15 protein-coding genes and 1 rRNA gene (1 of these 16 running past the window's edge) are annotated in these 19,337 nt (G+C 50.5%); 4 read left to right on the top strand and 12 right to left on the bottom strand.

Annotation, left to right across the window (positions count from 1 at the left end; all coding sequences use genetic code 11):
• Positions 1–47 precede the first annotated feature (47 nt).
• Positions 48–1,130 carry a glycoside hydrolase family 172 protein gene (locus ACFOLF_RS24915; protein WP_210047128.1) on the bottom strand — a complete coding sequence of 361 codons (1,083 nt, stop codon included), beginning with the start codon at positions 1,128–1,130 and terminating at the stop codon, positions 48–50.
• Between the two features lie 141 nt (positions 1,131–1,271).
• Here ACFOLF_RS24915 and ACFOLF_RS24910 point away from each other — a divergent pair, with 141 nt between their 5' ends.
• Complete coding sequence (locus ACFOLF_RS24910; protein ID WP_210047127.1) at positions 1,272–2,153, top strand: helix-turn-helix domain-containing protein; 882 nt, start codon at positions 1,272–1,274, stop codon at positions 2,151–2,153.
• Positions 2,154–2,429: 276 nt separating this feature from the next.
• Here ACFOLF_RS24910 and nrdF read toward each other — a convergent pair whose 3' ends face one another.
• The 8 genes from nrdF to ACFOLF_RS24870 form a co-directional block, all read right to left on the bottom strand.
• Positions 2,430–3,431 (bottom strand): class 1b ribonucleoside-diphosphate reductase subunit beta, encoded by a 1,002-nt coding sequence (gene nrdF / locus ACFOLF_RS24905; protein WP_210047126.1) that lies wholly within the window; start codon positions 3,429–3,431, stop codon positions 2,430–2,432.
• A gap of 160 nt (positions 3,432–3,591) precedes the next feature.
• Complete coding sequence (nrdE, locus tag ACFOLF_RS24900; RefSeq protein ID WP_210047125.1) at positions 3,592–5,676, bottom strand: class 1b ribonucleoside-diphosphate reductase subunit alpha; 2,085 nt, start codon at positions 5,674–5,676, stop codon at positions 3,592–3,594.
• On the bottom strand, positions 5,663–6,022 hold the full coding sequence (gene nrdI, locus ACFOLF_RS24895) for a class Ib ribonucleoside-diphosphate reductase assembly flavoprotein NrdI (RefSeq protein WP_210047124.1): 360 nt from the start codon (positions 6,020–6,022) through the stop codon (positions 5,663–5,665). The genes nrdE and nrdI overlap by 14 nt, the downstream gene beginning before the upstream one ends.
• 397 nt (positions 6,023–6,419) lie before the next feature.
• Positions 6,420–7,901: an ABC transporter substrate-binding protein gene (locus ACFOLF_RS24890; protein WP_210047123.1), complete on the bottom strand. Its 1,482-nt coding sequence runs from the start codon at positions 7,899–7,901 to the stop codon at positions 6,420–6,422.
• Positions 7,902–8,218: 317 nt separating this feature from the next.
• Positions 8,219–9,091, bottom strand: a complete 873-nt coding sequence (locus ACFOLF_RS24885) for a carbohydrate ABC transporter permease (protein ID WP_210047122.1) — start codon at positions 9,089–9,091, stop codon at positions 8,219–8,221.
• Between the two features lie 2 nt (positions 9,092–9,093).
• Positions 9,094–10,020 carry a carbohydrate ABC transporter permease gene (locus tag ACFOLF_RS24880; RefSeq protein ID WP_210047121.1) on the bottom strand — a complete coding sequence of 309 codons (927 nt, stop codon included), beginning with the start codon at positions 10,018–10,020 and terminating at the stop codon, positions 9,094–9,096.
• 99 nt (positions 10,021–10,119) lie between these two features.
• The gene (locus ACFOLF_RS24875; RefSeq protein WP_210047134.1) at positions 10,120–11,451 is read right to left on the bottom strand and encodes a response regulator transcription factor; all 1,332 of its coding nucleotides are present in this window, start codon (positions 11,449–11,451) and stop codon (positions 10,120–10,122) included.
• A gap of 30 nt (positions 11,452–11,481) precedes the next feature.
• The gene (locus ACFOLF_RS24870; RefSeq protein ID WP_379112734.1) at positions 11,482–13,293 is read right to left on the bottom strand and encodes a sensor histidine kinase; all 1,812 of its coding nucleotides are present in this window, start codon (positions 13,291–13,293) and stop codon (positions 11,482–11,484) included.
• 281 nt (positions 13,294–13,574) lie between these two features.
• Between ACFOLF_RS24870 and ACFOLF_RS24865 the strand changes: the two genes are divergently transcribed.
• Complete coding sequence (locus ACFOLF_RS24865; protein WP_210047120.1) at positions 13,575–14,309, top strand: hypothetical protein; 735 nt, start codon at positions 13,575–13,577, stop codon at positions 14,307–14,309.
• Positions 14,310–14,508: 199 nt separating this feature from the next.
• Here ACFOLF_RS24865 and bshB2 read toward each other — a convergent pair whose 3' ends face one another.
• The gene (gene bshB2, locus ACFOLF_RS24860; protein WP_210047119.1) at positions 14,509–15,165 is read right to left on the bottom strand and encodes a bacillithiol biosynthesis deacetylase BshB2; all 657 of its coding nucleotides are present in this window, start codon (positions 15,163–15,165) and stop codon (positions 14,509–14,511) included.
• A 23-nt stretch (positions 15,166–15,188) separates the two neighbouring features.
• Entirely contained in the window at positions 15,189–15,536 is a 348-nt protein-coding gene (locus ACFOLF_RS24855) for a YojF family protein (protein ID WP_210047118.1), read from the bottom strand.
• 195 nt (positions 15,537–15,731) lie between these two features.
• Here ACFOLF_RS24855 and ACFOLF_RS24850 point away from each other — a divergent pair, with 195 nt between their 5' ends.
• On the top strand, positions 15,732–15,929 hold the full coding sequence (locus ACFOLF_RS24850; protein ID WP_210047117.1) for a DUF6199 family natural product biosynthesis protein: 198 nt from the start codon (positions 15,732–15,734) through the stop codon (positions 15,927–15,929).
• Positions 15,930–15,965: 36 nt separating this feature from the next.
• Positions 15,966–16,133 (top strand): hypothetical protein, encoded by a 168-nt coding sequence (locus ACFOLF_RS24845; RefSeq protein WP_210047116.1) that lies wholly within the window; start codon positions 15,966–15,968, stop codon positions 16,131–16,133.
• Positions 16,134–16,433: 300 nt separating this feature from the next.
• Here ACFOLF_RS24845 and ACFOLF_RS24840 read toward each other — a convergent pair.
• A 23S ribosomal RNA gene (locus ACFOLF_RS24840) occupies positions 16,434–19,337 on the bottom strand (it continues 26 nt past the right edge of the window).

Below are 19,337 nucleotides of genomic sequence, written 5' to 3'. Positions count from 1 at the left end.
CCCCCGCCAAGAATGACGGGGGCGCTTCTTTTTTATATGAAATTCGGTTAAATGACCTCCAGGCCATCCTTGTCCGGCAGCTGCGGGTACGCGGCATGCGGCTCTGTCTGATACCAGAATGCGACGGAGGAGATATCGTCCTGCAAGGGCAGGTATCTGCCTTTCGACCGCCACCCCAACGCCTGCACCGTCACATGAAGATCATCCTCGAAGCGGATAGGGTCCATGATATGCCAGCGGTACATTCCGAAGCGCTGGTTGGCCTTGTACAGTCCGTCCGGCTTGATCGCCTGGTGCATGCCCAGATAAGGCGTGCTGTAAGGGACGTACTTGCCCTCCATATCCCAGTTCCAGGCTCCGCCAAAATAATCCTCCAGCCCTGTCGAGCAAATTGTCGGGAACTCGCGGTCCCCGTCCATGTAAAATTTCACTTCGCCTTCGCCCCACCAGTTGTTGCTGTTCACCTGCCACGCCAGATAGGTTCCGACAAAATGCCCTTTGCCCTTGATGCCATCGACAATCGTATGCACATCCTTGTAGGCAAGGGGATTGCTGCGGCGCCACTGGGCATGAAAATAAGCCATATCGGCCGGTACGTCGGTTAGCGTATAATTAATTTGGTAATACAGCACCGTGTCCTTGTCTTCCAGATTCTCCATGACGAAGCGGGCTTTGCCCCGAAACGGCATTTCCCAATAGCTGTTGAAGCCGTTTGCCGGGTTAACGGCAATTGGAAGCGAATTCACAAGACTGCGCTCGCACCAGCCGTTGCAGAAAAAATCGCCGACCGGAACGCGCACCGAGGGCTCCGCTTCGTCATCCCAATATATGTTCAGGATCAAATGCCGCCATGATTCTACCGGACAGGTGAGCCAGAAATTCTGAATCACGCCCGGCCCCTGAATGTCGGCCATGGTGAACGAGGAATTTGCCGGCACCATGACAGAGGGCGATATTTTCCAGCCTTGTCCCAAATCGCGGGCGCAAGCCGCCCCGGTGCCTTCCGTGGCCATGGCTCCCTTGCCTTTCCCGCCGGTAAAGTTCTCCGGACTGACCGATCGGGTAACCGCGTTTGACAAACGTGACAAATTGCCGAGCCCCATGCCGATTCCATTGAATGCTGCTGTCATTATATAAGCCTCCTGTGCGTCTGAATAATGGCGTTCAAGGACATTATAAGCCGGGCATTACGCAACTGGATTTAGCAATTGGTTAGTTCTTTTTATCAATCATTCAGAACATTCATACTCTACTGAAAATGAGGGTTTCTCGTGCTGGAGCAATTATCGCCTTATATACGGGTCGCTATGGATTCCTGGTTAGATTCCGATGCTTTCATCGAGGAACGGGTAATCTGGGATTATGAGCTGCTGCTTCTCAAAGAAGGACGCCTGGAGATAACAGTTGACGGTGCCGTATACGCCGGGGAAGCCGGAGACGTGTTTCTCTTCAAGCCGAAGCAGCCTCACTCCATTCGGGTCATGGGAGGGCAGGCGGCGAGGCAGCCTCATGTCCATTTTGATTTATCCGAAACCGCCGACAGCCCCGATGTATGGGTGTCCTTCAAGCCCCTGCGGCATATGAGCCGTACGGAGAATAGCTGGTTCCGCCCGGATCTGCTCTCCGGACCGGACTGGAAGCTGCCAAGCCGCATCCGTATGCCGGATTTGCTGAAGTTCGAAGAGCTGCTGTTCGCGATCATCCGGGAGTTTGAAATGAAGATGCCATTCCATCAATTCCGCCTGAAGGGGCTTATGCTTGAGCTGCTCGCGTGCCTGCTTCGCGAGACACAGCTCGAGGAGAAGCTGCGAGAGCCCGGCCATCTCCCGCTCCTGCTGGAGATCCAGCATTACCTGAACCTTCACGCAGGTCGTGAGCTAACGCTGATGGAGCTCTCCGGGCAGTTTCATATGAACAAGCATTATTTGATCGGGTTGTTCAAGCAGGCTTTCCAGATCACACCGATGCAATACCATCAGCAGATGCGTCTGGACCGGGCCAAAAACCTGCTGCGCCACACCAGGATGACGATGCAGCAGATTGCGGATTCGCTTGGCTACCCGAGTATTCACGGCTTCAGCAGAGCCTTCAAAAACAAGGAAGGCGTAAGCCCCAGCGCCTACCGGGCCATTCTTGCGGAAGGCAGAAAATAAAGGACAGCAGTCAGAGCCCGAACCTTACTGATATCAGTTAGAAATTCGGTAAATAAGTTAGGCTGCCATGGAGAAACGTCTCTTTGGTCCCTGTTGCCGTTTCTCCAGACTTTTCCCACTCGCTTCACCATTTAATCACATGAATCAAGAAGAAACGGCTGTCGCCGTCCTTTTGGTGGCACAGCTAAAAAAACCGCTGAACGCTTGGCTACCAAACGTTCAGCGGTTTTTATGAGAACAATGGCCATTCCTTTGTGAACAACCGGATAGCGGCCGTTAATCGAACAGAAAATCCTCATCCTTTAATGTCTCTACATGGACTGTCCGTACATAGCCGTTGCCTTTTTTCGAGAAGAAATCATGCTGCTTCGTCCGGGTGCTGATCCCGTTGAACACGATTGGATTCACCTCTTCTTCGGGAAAAACCGGCTCCAGCGCCAAATTCATCAGCGCCTTATTCGCATTGTACCGCACGAATCGCTTCACTTCCTCCTGCAAGCCAAGCACGCTGTACAGCTCGTCGGTATAGGCTTCCTCATTGGCGTGCAGACGGTTTAAGAGATCATAGAGCTCTGCCGTGACTTCGGACTGCTCAGCCGCATCCAGCTCGCGGAACACCTCCTGCGCCAGCACCCCGACATAGAGGCCGTGAATGCTCTCATCGCGCAGAATGAGGTCGATAACCTCGCCGCTGCTGGTCATTTTCCCTTGTCCGGCAAGGTATAAGGGGTAGAAAAAGCCGCTGTAGAACAGGTAACTTTCCAGCAGCACGGAGGCTGCCATCGCCAGATACAAGCTTTTCGCCGAATCGATATTCTGGTAGCATTCCGAGATCCACTCCGCTTTCGACTGCAGCAGCGGATTTTGCTCTACCCATTTGAACAGCTTGTCTATTTCCTCGGTAGTCGCCAGCGTTGTAAAAATACTGCTGTACGATTTGGCGTGAATCTGCTCCATCATCCCCATGAAGCCAAGCACCGCCTTGCGCTGCAGGCCGTCGATATGCTCCAGCAGCTTCGGCATGCCGACTCCGCCCTGAATCGTGTCCAGCAAAGTCAAACCGCCAAGCACCTTCATATATAAATCCCGTTCCGGGCTGCTTAATCTCATCCAGGACATTTTGTCATCGGAAAGCGGAATCTCTTCATCCGTCCAGAACTGCATGATGTTCTGGTTCCAGAACGTGCTTGTATAATCGTCATCAGGCCGGTTCCAGTTCACAGCCTTAAAGGTCACCGCCGGCTTCTTGACCGGCTGCTCCGCTAATTTTACATTCATAACTTCATTTCCCTTCCATGATGATTTCAGGCGGTACCGGAAGTGAGGCAAAAAAACTGGCGTTCATGAGGAAAGCCTCCTCTGATATTCGTAGGTGCTGCAAATGAGTTTGCCGCTTGCCGCTTGTCGAGGAAGCAGTTGTTCAACCGGATTTCCCCGTTTAAACGGCGCAGCTAATGCATTCCTCCACGGAAAGATGGTTCGTCCGGGTGTAATACAGCGACTTCAAGCCCTTCTTGGCCGCGTACAAATAATACCTGGCGAGTTCTCTTGTGCTCACATCGCTGTTGACATGAAGAATGGTTGAAATGCCTTGATCCACATGCTCGCTGATTTCGGCAATAAGGTCCATCACCTTGAACTGATCCATTTGATAGGCTGATTTATAGTAAAAGTAATTATCCGCCGCCATGTAAGGCATCGGGTAATAGGTCGTCGAATTCGCATAGGTGCGCGTTTCAATTTGCTCCACGATCGGCATAACGCTTGAAGTGGCGTTCTGGATGTAGGAAATGCTCTGCGTAGGCGCGATGGCCAGCCTGTAGGCATGATATAAACCGTGCTGCTTCACCAGCTGCTTGAGGCTGCTCCAATCTGCAGGCGTTGGAATCGCAACTCCCTCGAACAGCCCTTTCACCTTGTCCGTCGCCGGACTGTAATCGGTATCTTCATATTTGGCGAAATAAGTGCCCTTGGCATACTCAGAGCGTTCAAAGTCCTGGAAGACCGTCCCCGTGTCTCGAGCGATCTGCATGCTCTTCTCGATGGAATAATAGTTCAGCATCATAAAGAAGGTCCGGGCAAAATCCTTCGCTTCGCCGCTGTCGTAAGCGATCCGGTTCTTGGCCAAATAGCCGTGAAGATTCATCGCTCCGAGCCCGACGGCATGAAGCTCGTTATTGGCTTTGGCAACGCCGGGCGCATTGGGTACACGCGACATATCGCTGACTGCTGTCAAGGCGGTCATGCCTTCATACACGGATTCCTTGATTTTCTTCTGCTCCATCACATTGACGATGTTAAGGGAAGCCAGATTGCAGCAGATATCGCGGCGGATCAGATCCGGCTGGCCGTAGTCGCCGATCTCCGATACCTCCTGGAGCTGAAAAATCTCCGTGCACAGGTTGGACATTTTCACAGTGCCGATATCCTTCAGCGCATGATTCTTGTTGGCATTGGATTTGTTCATTATATACGGATAGCCGGATTCCAGCTGGATTGTCGCAATTTTGACAAGCATGTCGCGCGCGCTCATGACCACTTTTTTCTTCACACGGTCGTCCGCAAGCAGCTGATCGTACATCTCATCCAGATCGATATCGTCCAGATGCTGGCCATAGGCCTGATAGACGGTGTGGGGAGCGAACACATGAAGAGGCTGGTTTTGCTCAGCCAGCGTGTAGAAGCGGTTCGGTACAATCAGTCCAATGGAAAGGGTCTTGATCCGGTTCTTCTCATCGGCGTTGATTTTCTTGCAATCCAGAAACTCCAGCACGTCCCAGCCGAAAATATTATAATAGGCCGCTCCCGAGCCCTTGCGCTGACCCATCTGGTCCGCATAGGAGAATGCATCCTCCATCAGCTTCAGGATCGGCATAATCCCTTTGGCGGCGCCTTCAACCCCTTTGATTGACTCCCCGCGTCCCCGAAGCTTGGACAAGTTGACCGCAACGCCGCCGCCGATTTTGGACAGCTGCATGCAGGTTCCAAGACCATAGTTGATCGAATTAAGAGAATCGTCAACCTCCATTAAGAAGCAGGACACCAGCTCGCCCCGGCGGCTTTTGCCCGCATTAAGGAAAGTTGGCGTAGCCGGTTGAAGGCGCTGCTCCATCATGGAGCGGGTGAGCATTCTGGCGACTTCCGCATTTCCCTGCGCAAGATGGAGCGCCGTAATACTGACCCGGTCCGGGTAATGCTCCAGATATTTGGATTGATCATTGGTCTTGAGCGCATAATCCGTATAGAATTTGGACGCCGCCATATAGGATTGAAATTCAAAGCCGTACTGCTGCGCCGTCTCATAGACAGACTCGATTTCTTCCAAGGTGTAGCGGTCATAGACATTCTCGTAATAATCGTTGGCGATCATATAATCGATTTTTTGCTTCGTGCCGGAGAACGTCTCGCTCCTGCTGTGAACATCCTCCATAAACTCCGCAACGGCCTCATGATCCTTTTCCAGCTTGAAAAAGCCGTCTTCATTTCTTTGCATCAATTGATTATTCAGTTCAATGTACCGCAAACATGCTCACCGCTCTCCGAAAATATTCAACATCCGTTGACGTACCTGACAGCTCAAATTTGCTGATGACCGGGACAGCGAATAACTGGGCGATCCGGTCTGCGCTTTTGGCGAATCCTTCTCCCCAATTCCGGTTGCCGCTCGCAGAAACACCCTTCAAATAACTGTAATTATTTTGCAAAAATTCCAGTACCCTGTCCGGTACCTGACCAAATCCTGTTGTATAGGTTACGAGCACGAACGGCTCCCGTATCGCTGAGCTTCCTTCGATTCGTACCGCCCTCATCGCTAACTTGTCTATGAATCTGCCGACATTGCCCGTGCGTGAATCATAAGCAATCAACAAATGCGCCAACTCCTGACCTGAGGAATTTCCAATTTTTCTTTTAAGCAACTTCATCTATATATAGTTGGTAAGATTGAATATATATCAATATATTGTGTATGTCAATGAGTCTCCAGGTAATATTCAATGGATTCATCCAGGCTTTCATAAGACAAAAACCCCCTGAACCGTTACGTTCAGGGGGCTGGGGGGGGATTTTCCGCTTCTACTAAATAAAATTATTTCATGGCGGGCAGCTTCTTCATGATGAGTATTGCCGCCTCTGCCAGGCCTGCGTAATCGGCAGCTTCAAAATTGTGTCGGCGGTTTGCCATTCATGAGTCCTTTTTCCAGCTCTGTTCCAGTTAAAAACCTCCAAACCCACATGAGAAATGGATCTGGAGGCTGTGTATGGCGTTTATTGCGCTTTGATTTTATCAAAATATTTGGTCTGCGCATCCTTGGCGGCGGCATCGAGCTGCGCCTTCAAGTCTGTGCCCTTCTTGGAGAATACCTCTTGAATGACATTGGTCATCGTTCCGTAATATTCCTGCGTATTGTACTGCGCTTCCGGCAGACCATCAAGCAATTTATTCGACTCCTCATTATATTTGTACACATTGTCGTATTTGTCGAAAATTGCTTGCACCTTCTTGCCATAGTCCGAGTCGGCGCCAAAATAGTTCATTTGCGGCGGGATGAAGAACTTGCCTTCTGTTTTACGCGCCTGAATGTCGGTTTCAACCGATTTGAGCCAGTCATCGGAGAAATAATCAAAGGTAATATAACGGAACGCCATCTCCTGCTCATCTTTGGTCGCATTCGGGTTGATGACCAGATAGTCGCCGCCCAGAATCCCGTAATGCTTGCCGCCCGCTTCTGCTGCCGGCATCGGATAAGTGAGCACATCCTCCTGCTTCATGTTCCCTTGATTCAAGGCCTGCTCAATCGGTCCTTCTGCTCCTGCAATAACCATTGCCGTGCGCCCTTGTGCAAAAGCCCCTACAGCATCGCCCCAGCCCAGTGCCCAGTCCTGCGGAATGGCATTGGCTTCCCAGCGGAGCTTGTTATAGAACTCCAGCGCTTTTAAGCCCGCTTCGGAGTTAAACGCCGCTGTTACTTTGCCGTCTGCAATCGTCTGGATCTCGCCGCCCGCCTCGAACAGGAAATTCGTCCAGTTCCAGCCGGCCTCATTGCCTTTGCCCATCGGCGCGATGCCGGAGATGCCTTTCTTCGTATCGGAGGCCGCCTTGGCCGTGCTGAGCATATCGTCCCATGTCCAGTCATAGGAAGGAACGGCCACGCCCTTGTCATCCAGCAGCTTTTTGTTAATAACGGTGCTGGTCACATACCCTTTTTGAGTAACGCCGTACACTTTGCCGTCAATCAGGAATTGATTTTGCAGGATCGGATTGATTTGATCCTTGAATTCATAATTATTCCACAGCTCCGTAATATCAGCAGCCCAGCCGCGCTCGACGAGGAATTTGGCTTCCGTCGCGAAGGTATTGAAGAAGGTAGGCGCTTCGTTGGCCGCCATTTTGATGCCGATCTCATCGGTGCTGTAATGCCAGTCGCTTTTCTCAACGGTTACATTCGGATATTTCTCGGTGAAACGCTTGATCTTGTCGTCTTCAAGCTTCCGGTTCTCCACCTGGTCAGGCAGCGGGTAGTAGACGCTGATCGTGATTTTCTTCGTCGAGATGTCCTCTTCCGCCGGCGGCGTATTATTGGCTGCTGCGCCGTTGTCATTGGCAGCTGCCGGCGGGTCCTCAGCCGGTGTGTTAGCCGGCGCATTGGCGGCCGTGTCGTTGTTCTTGCTGTTGTCCGTGCCGCCGCAGGCAGCCAGCAGCGCACTGAAAACCATCATACATACAAGGATAAGACTTAACTTGCGCATTGAAGCTCCCCTTCTTCCGCATAAATTTTATTTGAAATAGAAGAAAGTATACCGTGGCCTATACTCTGCTTCTATTTCACCGGAATGAAACGAGCCCCGCCTTCATAAGGACGGCGTCATCCGTTTCACCTTGACCTTATAGAATTTATAAGCTTCACGCCTATAATTTCCTATAAGGCTTGAGGGAAGAAACTGACTTTGCCGCCAAACGATGGCGAAGTTAGTTTCTTCTTACCTCTTAATCTTAATGGAGGCGGCTTCATACTGACGATGTGTATTCCTATTCTCATCGTGTGCAGCTTTACGCTCTCGCCATCCTATCCCTTGATGCCGCCCAGCTGCAGGCCGCGCATTATAAAACGCTGGAAAGTGAGAAATACAACCATCGGCGGCAGCATAATCATCGCCAGTATCGCGAATTTGATATTCAAATCCAGTCTCTTCGCATTAATGACATATTTGTATATGGCCGTCGCCAGCGGGCGCGTCTGATCACTGTGCATGACAAGCGAAGGCCAGAACCAGTCGTTCCAGGCATTGGAGAACACGAAGATCGCCAGTGTCGAGAAGATCGGAACCGACAGCGGCAGCGCGATCCGCAGGAAGCATTTGACCTCCGATGCGCCGTCTATCCTTGCCGCTTCGAACATTTCCATTGAGATGCTGTCGAAGAAGCTCTTGAGCAGCAGCAGATAGAAGGCATTGGCCCCCGCTGGCAGCCAGAAAGCGAAGAAGGTATTAATCAGCCCCAAATCCTTCAGATTCAGAAAATTCGGGATGATATAAGTCGTCGGCGGAATGAACAAGGTAATCAGGAAGAAAAATGTAATCCCGCGCTGATAGGGCACGTTCAGCCTCGACAGGCTGAATGACGCCAAGCCGAGAACCAGCACGGTAACGACCATATTTCCGGCGAAAATCGCCATTGTATTCCGCAGGAATATCGGCAGATCGATAAAATCCCAGGCTTTCTGGAAATTGCCCCAGCTGTACTTCTCAGGCAGGAAATGCGGGGGAAAGGCATAGACCTCTTCATTGCTCTTGAGCGCATTAAAGAAAGTTACGGCGATCGGGTACAGCATACTGAACACCATAACGAGAATGATGAGAATCATCAGTCCGTAATAAATTTTGTTCGAAGTCTTCTTCAAGTCATAGACGGATAGAATGCCGCGGTCATAGCTTTTCATGGCTAGTTGCCCTCCCTGCGCTGAAATCGGTATTGAACGACCGCAAGGCCGCCCAGAGCAAGGAACATGAGCACGCCCAATGCAGCAGCCACCCCGTAATCCAGCCTGGTTGTGGCATACTTTACAATAAGCAGCGCATAGGTGAGCGTTGCGTTGTTAGGTCCGCCGTCCAGCATGGCAAGCTGGGATTGCAGCCCCTGCGAGGTCGCAATCAGCTGCAGAATCAGCATCAGGACGATCAGGTTGCGGATGGAGGGCAGCGTGATGTAGCGGATCCGGTTCCATACCCCGGCTCCGTCAATTTCAGCCGCTTCGTACCAGTCTCGCGGAATGCTGAGCACCGCCGCCAGATAGATCAGCATGGCTGAGCCGAACTGCTGCCACGACTCCATAATAACGAGAGAGATCATCGACCATCTGGTATCGGTCAGGAAGGCGATCTGGTCCGCCCCCGCCTGGGAAAGCGTCGCATTGATCGGCCCAACCGGATCATAGAACCAGCGCCATAATCCATAGAGCACGACAACAGGAAGAACGTTGGGCAGATAGGCCGCAACGCGCGCAAACCCCTGAAACTTCTTCAGCTCCGATATCGCGATGGCAAACAGGATCGGAATCCAGTAGCCGATCAGAAGCCCCAGGAGCATATAGTAAAGCGTATTTTTGACGGCCTTCCCTACATCCGGATTTTGAAAGACGGTCTTATAGTTTGCAAGTCCGATAAACTCCGTGCCATTCACAAAATCAACATGCTGAAAGCTGTAAACGAACCCTTTTATAATCGGCATCCACAGAAAAGCGATGAATATAAGCGCCGCCGGTAAAATAAAAAGGTAGCCCCACATATTTTTGCGCAGCAACTTGTAGATCCCGGATTTATGGACACCCTGTGGGCCGTCCGCCTGTATGGGCACCGTTGTTTGATTCATCCTAGTCTCCCTCATTCCTTCTCTATGCGTGATAATTTAAATTGTAATGAAGGAGAGCAGGACTGAACATGTGCAGTTCTATCTGAATGATAGGCGATTTTACTTCTTCAGCTCACTTGGGCTCATGCCAAAATATTTCTTGAATATTTTGCTGAAATGCTCCGGCGATTCGTAGCCCACCTGCTCGGATATTTCATAGCGGCGCAAATCCGTTGTGGTCAGCAGCCTGCGGCTTTCTTCCATCCGGAGCTTGATTACATATTCCCAGAGATTGAATCCGGTTTTCTTCTTGAACAAATAGCTCAAATAATTGGGGCTGACGTGATTCCTCTGGGCCACCTCATGCAGCGTGAGCCCCTTCTGTGCATAGTTATGGTCAATATAGCTCTTGGCACGGTCCACGATGACATTATTCTGGGCATTAAGCTCATCCGCTGTCGGTTCCTGCGCGGCATACCGGCTCCAATCGAAATCCCCATAATAAAACACATAATGATCCGGATGATCCGCATGCCGCAGCAGCGCCCTGCGGGCCTGCTCCTTAAGCGTAGTCAAAAATTCCGTTCCCTTGAGAATCTGACTGATTCCGACCACACAGGAAAGACGCAAATACTTGTGAAGATTGAAATGCAGGCTTCGTCCGATCATATCGAGCTGATTGATTTTATCGACATTAATTTCTTCTGCTTTCTTCCCGTCCCATTGAATCATCACCGTAACTTCCTGATCGTCCGAAGAGAAGATCACATGATTCCATTCCTCTCCCATCAGCTCATTGATGATGTTAAGCGCGGCATACTGAAGCAGCTCGCTGTCCTTGGGCAATAATTGCTGCTTTCTAATCCCGGAGGGTAGATTCAGGCTAACGATAATGATTGAATAATGAGGCCCGTACAGGGAGATGCCGTAACGCTGCGCAAGCGCATCAAGGATCGCCTGCTGATCGCCGGCTCCCCCCAGCAGCTGCCCCAGCAGTCCATCTTTCTCCGGTGCCGGCTCCTCCATGCGGAACTGCTCGCGAAGCTCGGACATGACGGCTTCCGAGGCTGCAGCGGGCTTGTTCATCTTCAGCAGCACATTGCGGACGGAGTCCAGAAACTGCTCGCTGTTCAGCGGCTTGATCAGATAGTCCTTTGCCCCCAGCTTAATGGCCATTTGGGCATATTGGAACGTTTCATGGGCGGATACAATAATCGTCTGCACCCATGGCTTGATCAGCTTGGCCTCGTGCATCAGCTCGATTCCGTTCATCGCGCCCATCTGGATATCCGTAACCAGCAGATCAATCTCTTCCATCCGCAAATAGTCAAGCGCTTCATATGCGTTGTAAGCATTATAGATGTGGTCGATGCTAAGGCCTGATGCGGCTAACAAGCTGGTCAATCCCTTGCAGATCAATGGTTCATCATCGACGATTAATATGTTGTACATCATTTGCCCCCTTATTTGTTGCACTGCCGCTTAGTTCCGCTGTCCTTCTTCGTAAGTTTTGGGAAACACGATGGTTACCGCTGTTCCCTCAATCTCCCTTCGCTGATAGTGCAGTCCATAAGGCCTCCCAAAATGAAGCTGAATGCGCTGGTGAATATTGCGTATGCCATATCCCAAGGACGGCTGTGCCTCTTCCTCATTGAGCAGCCGGTCAATCGCCTCATAGTTCACTTCCTTGTAGCCATTATCCTCAATCCGGATCATGACTGTGTTTCCCCGGTCGAATGTTGAAATCATAATTTCCCCGTCCTCTCCCATATTCTTGATGCCGTGAATAATGGCGTTCTCAATCAAAGGCTGAAGCGTAATCTTGGGAATGAGTACATCATGAATCCGCTCATCCAGGTTCCAGATGACCTGGAATTCATATTCATATCTCGGCTGCTGCAGTTTAATATAGGCGGCCGCATGCTCCAGCTCCTCTTCCAGCCGGATAAGCTCCCTGCCGCGGCTGAGCCCGATTTTCATCAGCTTGGCGAGCTCCTTGACCATCTCCGCCGACTCGGTGCTGCCCTCGAGCGATATCTTCCAGTAAATGCTCTCCAGCGTATTGTAAAGCAGATGCGGATCGATCTGCTGATAGAGAATTTGCAGCTGTGTCTCCTTTTGCTTCAGCTCCATCTTGTATTTGTAATGGATGAACGTATTCAAGCGGCGCGCCATGTCGTACATGGAGGAAATAAGCACGCCCACCTCATCGTTTCTACCCTTGCCAGGCGTCATCGGCACCAGCTTCCCCGGTTCGTAGGAACGGACGAATGTAGCGAGTTTCTGAAGCGGTGTCATGAAGGAACGCCAAAAATAAACCATGCCCATCAATACGAAAACGGTGTAAACAACCGTTATATACAAGATGACATGCTTGAGCTCGCTTTGCTGCTGCAGCAGGGAGCGGACCGGAATTTTATAAATCAGCTTCTGCTTAAGCGATTCATTCGTATTGACCACATAGATCAGATCGGAATCAATGAAGTTGGTGACTCCGCTCGTATCCGTTAATTTCGCATATTCGGGGGGCAGCAGGATTTCCTCGTTGATCAGGCCTTTTTCCGTTGAGGTCAGCACCTGATTATGGTCATCGGTAAAATAAATCTTCCCGTCCGGCAGGGATACCGAGTTCAGCGATTCGCCGATCTTCTTATCCATCTTGGTTACCACCAATACGCCGAGCAGATCATTTCTCTGATAAATACTGTTGACCGCCCTCACATAAGCCAGCGTCTTCTGCTTGTTGATTCCCACATAGGCGTCGATGACCTGCAGGGAGCCGCTTCCTTTGTTCAGCACGGCCTCTTCATACCAGTTGGGCTTGTTTGATGCGGACAGGAAATAAACACCGCTTTGCGCCAGAGGCAGCTGCGCTGCGAAAGAGAAATCATTATTGGGGTCATACACATAAAAGTTGTAATAGATCGCTTCCCCGCCGTTCACACCCGTTGAATAGCCGGCGAGCAGCTTTTCCATTTCGGTATATTTATTGAGCCGGTCATAACTGGACTCGTTCTGCTTTTGCGCAAACTTTTGGGTAATGGAGTTTTGAATGATCGAATAGGTCGTATTTTTCACCGAGTCGATGTCCCGGTTAATGAGGGCAAAATTTTGCTTATTCAGTTCAGTGTAAGCGTTTGTAACGTGACGCTTCAAAATTTGCTCCGCCCGCACATTCCCGTACCAGTGCAGAAGCAGGACGGGACTGACCATAACCAGCAATAACAGGAGCAGCTGCTGTTTGACACTTATTTTCGTGAGCGGATTTGTCATGCTGTTCCGGATGAGCTGCACACCTCCCAAGAGACCCTGTTACTTGTAACTATATCAGAATTGCCCAGCTTCAGTATGGCTATTTTTATCCATATTAGGGAGCAGATCTATGGACTTTACGGGCCTTCGATCAAAGCGGCTGACGTCTTTTATTTGTGCGGCAAAGGCGAGATTCTTCTCCTGTTGCAAAAGTAAATCTTGACGGAATCCAACCTTCATTCAAGAATTCAGAAAGTTTGAATTTCATCATACGCGCAAAAAATGCTAAAATGTTTATGAATGAAAAGAAAGGCGGAGAACAAATGGTACATGCATTCACCATCAAGCCCGATATGTATAACGCCTTCGAAGACGAGGCCGAGCAAATTGAGAAGTGTAAAGAATGGGGCTTGTTATCCGAGAAAGCCACCAAATCAAAAGTGTTTTTCTATAAAAGCAATGGCATGAATCTGGCCTGCAGCATTATCGGCTATGTCGATAAAATGACCGCGGTTATAGCATTCGAGAATGATCAGCAGCATTGCATCCATCCCGCGTACCTGAAGGAGATGCAGGCGTCGAACTACGGTCAGAAGCCTTCCGGCGCAGTGGAGGAGTCGCCGGATCCTTTGATTGCGGAGCTGGAAGTCCCGCAGGATGAGGCTGGACCTGTTCCGGACCCGCTGCCGGTGGAAAACATACTGGCGGAGCCGGAGGTCAAGAAAGCTCCTAAAGAGAAGAGCAAAAAAGAAAAAGCCCCTAAACTTCAGCTCCCGGAAGAAAAGATCAAAATGGTCGCGACTGTACAGGAATTTACTACAGTACCGAACCATTTCTCCGATACCGAGGATGAGGTTGTCATCTATGAGGCTGTATCCTTTGCCGAATCCGGGGAGGAAGTCGGCATGGCTTGGTCAAGCCACAGCGCTACGTTGAAAAAAAACGATTTGAAGGTCGGAGAAACAATCACCTTTGAAGGAAAAATAGTTGCGAAGAAGCTTACGAAACACCCCGTACCCTATAAAATCAACAATCCGGCTAAAATACAGAAAGCATAAAACTGACTGGCGGGCAGCTTCGGATTGGTACCCTTTGCAGCCTGGAGCATGTTTCTTTACCCGGAACTTTAGCAGTGAACCTTTATACATCCTTTAAGGTTCAAAAAGGCTGCCCGACTTCCCGGCAGCCTTCTAATGCACCCTTTTATTTAATCCACATCAAATGCCTGTCCACTTTTGAAGCGGACAGGCATTAATATCACTCAAAAGAATAGGTCCAGAAGCGTTCAATGCCAAAACGCTCTTCTATTTCTTTTTCCCCCAATTTCTTGCTGCCCACTAATTCCGCGGCTTGAAACTGTGAGCGATGAGCCTCAATGGATGCCATCTTTTGCTTCAAAAACGGTTTAACGTTATGGACAACATCCGGCTGCCCCAGTACTTCTATGGTATTTTTGGAAAAGGCCATGGCATGGACAACGGGACGCTCACTTGGGGGCAGCTTGGCAATCGTACGAACCACAGCCGCTCCGCATGCGTCATGATCCGGATGAACGCTGTAGCCCGGATAAAAGGTAATAACCAGCGAGGGGCGGAGCTCCTTCAGGAGACTGCCGATACTTCCGTCCAGCTCCTCCTGATCCTCGAACTCAATCATTTTATCATGAAAGCCCAGCATCCTCAGATCCTGTATCCCGATTGCCGCACAAGATGCCGCTAGCTCCTTCTTACGGATAACCGGCAGTGTCACCCGGTTAGCAAATGGCGGGATCCCCATATTTCTGCCCATTTCTCCTAGGGTCAAACAAGCGTAAGTAACCTTGTCTCCGCCTTGCAAATACTTGGCAGCGGTGCCTGCAACCCCGAAAGCCTCATCATCCGGATGCGGCAATATAATTAAAATATGCTGTCCCATTCCATTCCCCTCCTTTTCTCTCCTTAGAAAGGCGTTCTGCTGAGCTGCAGAGCCACAATCAGCTTGCCTTGACCATCATGCCCGGCAAGAATTAACCTCTCTGTATCTGTCTCGTCCCAATGCGTGAGCCCTTCTGAATAGATCCAACCGTTCGCCGTTTTCAAGCCTACCCGGTAATAAGGCCCTTCTCCGGCGATTGAGCCTTGTGAATATTGAATGCTGGCGTTCGAAATAAAGGTGGCTGCCGGATGCTTGTTGCTGTCCAAATGAGCAGCATACGCTCCCGATGTCATTTCAAGATGGACATAAAGCGCCTGATCCTTCAAAATATCTATCCTCTGTTGGACGTTGATCTGATTAATGAGCTGCATCTTACCCTCCATCTGCCACCATAGTTGTTGTGTTGTTCCACTATCATACGCCTTCTACATATAAAAATAAAATGGACAATCTTCCTGGCATCAATAAGTTAGAAAAACTTTGAAGCCGCATTCCACAGTTCCCCGAGCTATTCCCATGAAACATATACTGAGATCATGCGTATATATGAACCAGGGGTTGATACGATGATCTTTTTTGCGTTTATCATTATTGCGGTTGCCATCGTGAATATTATTTATCCCAGCTTTGGTTGGCATTTAAGATATGGCTGGATGGTCAAGGGTGATTCCGAGCCGAGCGATGCCTATCTAATAATGAGCAGAAATAGCAGCGTTATCGTTCTGATTGTATTTCTTATTGTCGGAATCCCTTTTTTGTTCTAAAACAGTATTCCTAATTCAGGCAGTGAGGAGATACATATGATTAAACAGTTCATGTTTCCAATGATTGCAATGGTGTTTGTTATCGCCGGAATCCTGTTCATGCTTCAGGATTATAAATCAATAGGCGCAGTTTTAATGATTGTAGGCATTTGTTTTAATGTTGTCGGAATGATTATACGAAATCGGAGAGCAAAAGGCGGATAACCAACCTTTTTTTACAGCCTAGCAGCAGGTTATATATCCAAGTCCGCGAATATCACCAGACCTCCTTCACCAAGAGGTGATGATGCTGCAACAACGAAACCATATACCGCCATCTATTAAGACACTAAGATCCCACCTCGGATGAAACTCCTTCATCCGAGGTGTCTTTGTATTTGTTATCAATGAAAACAAAAAAACCCACAAAAGTGAGTTCAGTTAACTCCGTATAAGCATTACACCCTGAAAACTGGATAAGAAATGGACAAGTATATTCTTTAGCTGTTGTTGGATAAATCATGTTAGGATAAGCCCTCGACCGATTAGTATTCGTCAGCTGCACATCTTGCGATGCTTCCACCTCGAACCTATCAACCTGGTCGTCTACCAGGGGTCTTACGAATTGGGAAATCTCATCTTGAGGGGGGCTTCGCGCTTAGATGCTTTCAGCGCTTATCCCGTCCGTACGTAGCTACCCAGCGGTGCTCCTGGCGGAACAACTGGTACACCAGCGGTACGTCCATCCCGGTCCTCTCGTACTAAGGACAGCTCCTCTCAAATTTCCTGCGCCCACGACAGATAGGGACCGAACTGTCTCACGACGTTCTGAACCCAGCTCGCGTACCGCTTTAATGGGCGAACAGCCCAACCCTTGGGACCTACTTCAGCCCCAGGATGCGATGAGCCGACATCGAGGTGCCAAACCTCCCCGTCGATGTGGACTCTTGGGGGAGATAAGCCTGTTATCCCCAGGGTAGCTTTTATCCGTTGAGCGATGGCCCTTCCATTCGGTACCACCGGATCACTAAGCCCGACTTTCGTCCCTGCTCGACTTGTAGGTCTCGCAGTCAAGCTCCCTTATGCCTTTGCACGCTTCGAATGATTTCCAACCATTCTGAGGGAACCTTTGGGCGCCTCCGTTACATTTTAGGAGGCGACCGCCCCAGTCAAACTGCCCGCCTGACACGGTCCCCCTACCGGCTTCACGGTAGTGGGTTAGAACTCCGATACGATCAGGGTGGTATCCCAACGGTGCCTCCACCGAAGCTGGCGCTCCGGCTTCCCAGGCTCCCACCTATCCTGTACAGATCGTACCAAAGTCCAATATCAAGCTGCAGTAAAGCTCCATGGGGTCTTTCCGTCTTGTCGCGGGTAACCTGCATCTTCACAGGTATTAAAATTTCACCGGATCTCTCGTTGAGACAGCGCCCAAGTCGTTACGCCATTCGTGCGGGTCAGAATTTACCTGACAAGGAATTTCGCTACCTTAGGACCGTTATAGTTACGGCCGCCGTTTACTGGGGCTTCGGTTCATAGCTTCGCCTTGCGGCTTACCACTCCCCTTAACCTTCCAGCACCGGGCAGGCGTCAGCCCGTATACTTCGCCTTACGGCTTCGCACAGACCTGTGTTTTTGCTAAACAGTCGCTTGGGCCTTTTCACTGCGGCCCCCTCGGGCTATTCACCCTACCGAGGCACCCCTTCTCCCGAAGTTACGGGGTCATTTTGCCGAGTTCCTTAACGAGAGTTCTTCCGAGCGCCTTAGCATACTCTGCTCGCCTACCTGTGTCGGTTTGCGGTACGGGCACCTTCGCCTGGCTAGAGGCTTTTCTTGGCAGCGGGAGCACATGACCTTCGGTACTGCAATTTTCCCTCCCCATCACAGCTCAGCCTTATAGTGGGCGGATTTGCCTACCCACCAGCCTTACTGCTTGGACGAGCTACTCCATCAGCTCGCGTCACTGCCCTTCTGCGTCACCCCATTGCTCGTAACGGCTTACGGTGGTACAGGAATATCAACCTGTTGTCCTTCGACTACGCCTTTCGGCCTCGCCTTAGGTCCCGACTTACCCTGAGCGGACGAGCCTTCCTCAGGAACCCTTAGGCTTTCGGCGGACAAGATTCTCACTTGTCTTTTCGTTACTCATACCGGCATTCTCACTTGAATACAGTCCACCAGTCCTCACGGTCTGACTTCAATCCGTATTCAACGCTCCCCTACCCCTGATACTTACGTATCGAGCCATAGCTTCGGTGGCGTGTTTAGCCCCGTTACATTTTCGGCGCAGAGTCACTCGACCAGTGAGCTATTACGCACTCTTTAAATGGTGGCTGCTTCTAAGCCAACATCCTGGTTGTCTGGGCAACTCCACATCCTTTCCCACTTAACACACACTTGGGGACCTTAGCTGATGGTCTGGGCTGTTTCCCTCTTGACAATGGATCTTAGCACTCACTGTCTGACTCCCGGATCTACGTGCATGGCATTCGGAGTTTGACTGGACTTGGTAACCCTCGCGGGCCCCGCATCCAATCAGTGCTCTACCTCCACGACGCTTTTAATCCGAGGCTAGCCCTAAAGCTATTTCGGGGAGAACCAGCTATCTCCGAGTTCGATTGGAATTTCTCCGCTACCCCCACCTCATCCCCGCATTTTTCAACATGCGTGGGTTCGGGCCTCCAGTGCGTGTTACCGCACCTTCACCCTGGACAGGGGTAGATCACACGGTTTCGGGTCTACGTCCACGTACTTAATCGCCCTATTCAGACTCGCTTTCGCTGCGGCTCCGGCTTCTCACCTTAACCTTGCACGGGAACGTAACTCGCCGGTTCATTCTACAAAAGGCACGCCATCACCCCTAAATTGGGCTCTGACTTTTTGTAAGCGCACGGTTTCAGGTTCTTTTTCACTCCGCTTCCGCGGTGCTTTTCACCTTTCCCTCACGGTACTGCTTCACTATCGGTCGCTAGGGAGTATTTAGCCTTGGCAGATGGTCCTGCCGGATTCCCACGAGGTTTCACGTGTCTCGCGGTACTCGGGATCCGTCTCGGAGAGTGCTGACTTTCACCTACAGGGCTGTTACCTTCTATGGCGGGCCTTTCCAGACCTCTTCGCTTAATCAACACCTTTGTAACTCCATGTGAGACGTCCCACAACCCCAGGAAGCAAGCTTCCTGGTTTGGGCTAATCCGCGTTCGCTCGCCGCTACTGACGGAATCACTATTGTTTTCTCTTCCTCAGGGTACTTAGATGTTTCAGTTCCCCTGGTCTGCCTCCGCTGCAGCTATGTATTCGCTGCAGGGTAGCTGTCCATTACGACAGCCGGGTTTCCCCATTCGGACATCCCCGGATCAAAGCCTGCTTACGGCTCCCCGAGGCATTTCGTCGTTAGCCACGTCCTTCATCGGCTCCTAGCGCCTAGGCATC

Source organism: Paenibacillus sepulcri (assembly GCF_042647105.1).
In the GTDB taxonomy this organism is placed as follows: domain Bacteria; phylum Bacillota; class Bacilli; order Paenibacillales; family Paenibacillaceae; genus Paenibacillus_Z; species Paenibacillus_Z sepulcri.
Note: the sequence above shows the minus strand (reverse complement) of the source record. Positions and strands in the feature narration are given on the sequence as shown.

Excerpts from the sequence above, each read along its gene's own strand:
- ACFOLF_RS24880 (WP_210047121.1), bottom strand. The coding sequence starts at position 10,020 with ATGAATCAAACAACGGTGCCCATACAGGCGGACGGCCCACAGGGTGTC.
- ACFOLF_RS24890 (WP_210047123.1), bottom strand. The coding sequence starts at position 7,901 with ATGCGCAAGTTAAGTCTTATCCTTGTATGTATGATGGTTTTCAGTGCG.
- bshB2 (WP_210047119.1), bottom strand. The coding sequence starts at position 15,165 with ATGGGACAGCATATTTTAATTATATTGCCGCATCCGGATGATGAGGCT.
- ACFOLF_RS24885 (WP_210047122.1), bottom strand. The coding sequence starts at position 9,091 with ATGAAAAGCTATGACCGCGGCATTCTATCCGTCTATGACTTGAAGAAG.
- nrdF (WP_210047126.1), bottom strand. The coding sequence starts at position 3,431 with ATGAATGTAAAATTAGCGGAGCAGCCGGTCAAGAAGCCGGCGGTGACC.
- ACFOLF_RS24875 (WP_210047134.1), bottom strand. The coding sequence starts at position 11,451 with ATGTACAACATATTAATCGTCGATGATGAACCATTGATCTGCAAGGGA.
- ACFOLF_RS24845 (WP_210047116.1), top strand. The coding sequence starts at position 15,966 with ATGATTAAACAGTTCATGTTTCCAATGATTGCAATGGTGTTTGTTATC.
- ACFOLF_RS24855 (WP_210047118.1), bottom strand. The coding sequence starts at position 15,536 with ATGCAGCTCATTAATCAGATCAACGTCCAACAGAGGATAGATATTTTG.
- ACFOLF_RS24915 (WP_210047128.1), bottom strand. The coding sequence starts at position 1,130 with ATGACAGCAGCATTCAATGGAATCGGCATGGGGCTCGGCAATTTGTCA.
- ACFOLF_RS24865 (WP_210047120.1), top strand. The coding sequence starts at position 13,575 with ATGGTACATGCATTCACCATCAAGCCCGATATGTATAACGCCTTCGAA.
- ACFOLF_RS24850 (WP_210047117.1), top strand. The coding sequence starts at position 15,732 with ATGATCTTTTTTGCGTTTATCATTATTGCGGTTGCCATCGTGAATATT.